This is a genomic window from Ligilactobacillus equi DSM 15833 = JCM 10991 (assembly GCF_001435735.1).
Classification (GTDB): domain Bacteria; phylum Bacillota; class Bacilli; order Lactobacillales; family Lactobacillaceae; genus Ligilactobacillus; species Ligilactobacillus equi.
Window position 1 is genome coordinate 1 of record NZ_AZFH01000091.1, and the last position, 3307, is coordinate 3307.

A 3307-nucleotide genomic window follows, 5' to 3' on the forward strand; every position below is an offset into this window, starting at 1 on the left:
AATAACCACGATTTGGTAGTAGCCGAAAATTTACGAAGCTCTAATATGCTTAAAAATCATGCCTTAGCTATGTCGATTTCAGATGTCGGTTGGAGAACATTCCTCCAAATAATGGAACGTAAGTCCGCTTTATACGGGAGAAGTTTCATAACTGTAAGTCCCAAAAACACTACACAAACGTGTAATAACTGTAAGTTTACCATGGGGACAAAAGGTACAGAAAAGTTAACTCTCAAAGATAGGGAATGGACTTGTCCTAATTGTGGTACATTCCATATTAGGGACATTAATGCCTCTAAAAATATTCTTGAAAAAGGATTAGAAAAACTAGCTAAGGAAAAAGAAAAAAGCCTAGCATAACTAGGCAGTCCGTTTGGCAACTTGCGGACTCTAAAGGCATTGGTAATTATCGTGTTAGACGTGATTACTTTGTAATCATGCAGTGATGTATCTATGCAAATTGTGGTCGGGTAAGCCGTAAGGCTTGCCTTCTCACAAGCCCCAGTCTTTAGACTGGGGTAGTTGACCCATATAGTATTATAGAAAGTAACATAAAGAAATGAAAAGGGGGATTCTCGATGGGCAGAAATGATTATTTGTTAAGTCGTAAGGAAATATTGACTAAGTATCAAAGTCAAGCGGATGGTTTAACTCAAGTCGAGGTAACTAAACGGCAAGCGCAAGGGAAAAATACGTTAACAGCCAAGCAAAAAACAACGCTTTGGCAGAAATTTTTAGCACAATTTAAAGACTTGATGATTATTATTTTGTTAGTTGCAGCTTTGGTTTCCGCCTTTGCAGGTGAAGTAGCAGATGCGATAATCATTTTTATCGTAGTCATTTTAAATGCTATTTTTGGAGTCTTTCAGGAAGCTAAGGCTGAAAACGCGATTGCTGCCCTTCAAAAAATGACTAGTCCAACTTCGCGAGTAAAACGTGATGGTCAAGTCCAACACGTTGCCAGCGCTGATTTGGTGGTTGGTGATATTGTGCTACTAGAAGCTGGAGATGTTATCCCGGCCGATGTCCGCTTTTTAGAAACGACTGCACTTAAGGTAGAAGAAGCAGCGTTGACAGGCGAGTCTGTAGCAGTAGAAAAAACGGCGAATCAATTGAGACAACCAGACTTATCCTTAGGTGAACAAGCAAATTTAGGCTTCATGAATACTAATGTGACTTATGGAACTGCAACAGCCATAGTTACCCGAATTGGAATGCAAACTCAAGTAGGTCAAATTGCGCAAATGCTTGATAAAGTGGAGAAGCAAAGTACACCACTGCAAAAAAGTATCACCCACCTTAGTAAATTACTCACCATTTTGATTTTGGTAATTGCGGTTGTTATCTTTACATTCGGAATTCTGATGCACCGAGCAAGTTTTTTAGACATGTTACTAACAGCAATTTCTTTAGCGGTAGCTGCAATTCCTGAAGGTTTACCGGCAATTGTAACCATTACGCTAGCCTTAGGTACTCAGGCTATGTCTAAACGTAATGCTTTAGTTCGTAAATTACCCGCTGTTGAAACGTTAGGGGCAACAGAAATTATTGCTTCAGATAAAACGGGAACTTTAACACAAAATAAGATGACGGTTGAACAATTTTATCAGGATGGCAAACTACAAGCAGCTCAGGATTTTTTGGGGGATGCAAATAATCATTTAACGTGGGCGATGATTCTAGCTAATGATGCGGTATTGACGGCTAATGGTTTAAGTGGTGATCCAACAGAAACCGCTTTAATTCAGTATTATTTAAGCGAAAATAAATTAGATGTAACTGCGCTTGAAAATCGTTTAGTGCGTGTAAGGTCATTACCATTTGACTCTGAAAGAAAATTAATGTCTGTTATCGTTCAAGATCGAGAAACGGGGAAGTATTATGTTTTAACTAAAGGTGCCCCAGATGAATTATTAAAGCGTTCGGAAAAGATAGAAATTAATGGTCAAGTGCATAAATTAGATGAAAACTGGCGTCAAGATATTCTTCAACAAAATCACGCGTTAGCTTTAAAAGCCTTGCGAGTTTTAGCATATGCCTATAAAGAAATATCAGAAGTACCAGCTGAACCTCAGAGTATAACAGAAGAAAATAACTTAATCTTTGTTGGTTTAACAGGGATGATTGATCCAGAAAGACCAGAAGTTAAGGCGGCGGTTGCTGAAGCTAAAAAAGCGGGCCTACGTCCTTTAATGATTACTGGAGACCACAAGGATACTGCGACTGCGATTGCCTTACGTCTAGGAATTTTAGATCAAGTTGATGCTAGCCGGGTCATCACGGGTAGTCAATTAGATCAAATGACTGATGAAGAATTACGGCAAAAGGTGGATCAATATTCTGTTTATGCGCGGGTAGCACCTGAACATAAGGTACGAATTGTCAAAGCTTGGCAAGCCCATGATAAAGTTGTCGCTATGACCGGGGACGGGGTCAATGATGCCCCTGCTTTAAAGACGGCTGATATCGGAGTTGGTATGGGAATTACAGGGACGGAAGTTTCTAAAAATGCAGCCGATATTATCTTGGCAGATGACAACTTTGCGACAATTATTACCGCAGTGAGAGCGGGACGTAAGGTTTACGCTAATATTCAAAAAGCAATCCAATATCTTCTATCAGCTAATTTAGGGGAAGTCTTAACGCTCACAATGATGACCTTTTTGGGCTGGAATATCTTAGCACCCGTTCAAATTCTGTGGATTAATTTGGTAACTGACACTTTTCCGGCGATTGCTCTGGGAGTTGAAAAAGAGGAACCTGGATTGATGGCCAAAAAGCCTCGTGGTCTGAAGACTAATTTCTTATCTCATGGAGTGGGAATTGGCATTGTCTACCAAGGACTTTTGGAAGGAATATTAACATTAGGGGTTTACTGGTATGCGTTAAATTTCCCATACCATACGAATGATGTTGCTATTCATGCTGATGCTTTGACAATGGCTTATGCAACTTTAGGTATATTACAACTAGTCCATGCTTTTAATTGTAAGTCTTTAACAGGTACGATTTTTACGCGCCAAATTTTTAACAATCGTGCTTTTAATGGTGCTATCATCCTATCGGCATTACTTTTGTGTTTAACGATTTTTGTACCGGCTTTAAACGGAATTTTCCACGTTACAAGTTTAGCTTGGAGTCAGTGGGTAGTTGTTTTAGGAGCAGCTGTTTGTTTAGTAGTAATTGTTGAACTTGTTAAAGCTATTCAACGAAGAAAGTAGATAGAGGTTAAAAGTCATCTTTTTCAAAAAGATGAATTGCCCCATATTTAGACCCGAAAGGGTCTTTTTTCGTTGAAGTAATTTAA

The 3307-nt window shown here is 39.1% G+C and carries 2 protein-coding genes; both read left to right on the plus strand.

Annotated features, from left to right (window positions below):
- Window positions 1–360, plus strand: a 360-nt coding sequence (locus FC36_RS06695) for an RNA-guided endonuclease InsQ/TnpB family protein (protein ID WP_156409536.1), incomplete at its 5' end; no start/stop codon positions are given.
- Window positions 361–578: 218 nt separating this feature from the next.
- Window positions 579–3221: a cation-translocating P-type ATPase gene (locus FC36_RS06700; RefSeq protein WP_035189003.1), complete on the plus strand. Its 2643-nt coding sequence runs from the start codon at window positions 579–581 to the stop codon at window positions 3219–3221.
- Window positions 3222–3307 lie beyond the last annotated feature (86 nt).

Bases quoted from the DNA above. Each gene is read 5' to 3' on its own strand.
- FC36_RS06700 (WP_035189003.1), top strand. From the start codon at position 579: ATGGGCAGAAATGATTATTTGTTAAGTCGTAAGGAAATATTGACTAAG.